This is a genomic window from Lactobacillus nasalidis (assembly GCF_016587775.1).
Lineage (GTDB): Bacteria > Bacillota > Bacilli > Lactobacillales > Lactobacillaceae > Lactobacillus > Lactobacillus nasalidis.
Map to the genome: position 1 here is coordinate 1 of NZ_BOCG01000005.1, position 289 is coordinate 289.

General features: G+C 64.7%; 1 protein-coding gene. It reads left to right on the forward strand.

The genetic code is table 11. The annotated features are described in order from the left end of the window. Window positions 1-289, forward strand: a 289-nt coding sequence (locus tag lacNas_RS00045; RefSeq protein ID WP_201346470.1) for a hypothetical protein, incomplete at both ends; no start/stop codon positions are given.

A 289-nucleotide genomic window follows, 5' to 3' on the forward strand; every position in this document is an offset into this window, starting at 1 on the left:
CGTCAGCGGCGCGGCTCAGCTTGCCAACGGGGCAAGCAGCCTGACCAGCGGTGCCAGCTCGCTTCAATCCGGCGCCGGCCAGCTTAAGAACGGTCTGGCTCAAGGCGTCGACGGCTCCAGCCAGCTTGCCGACGGGGCTAAGCAGCTGCAGTCCGGGACCAGCAAGCTGTCAAGCGGTGCAAGCAAGCTTGCCGACAAGACTCCAGCCATCACCAGCGGCCTGACTGCCGTCAACAATGGTCTGGTTTCCGCCGGCTCATACCTGAACGGCCTGCGCAAGTCCAAGGCT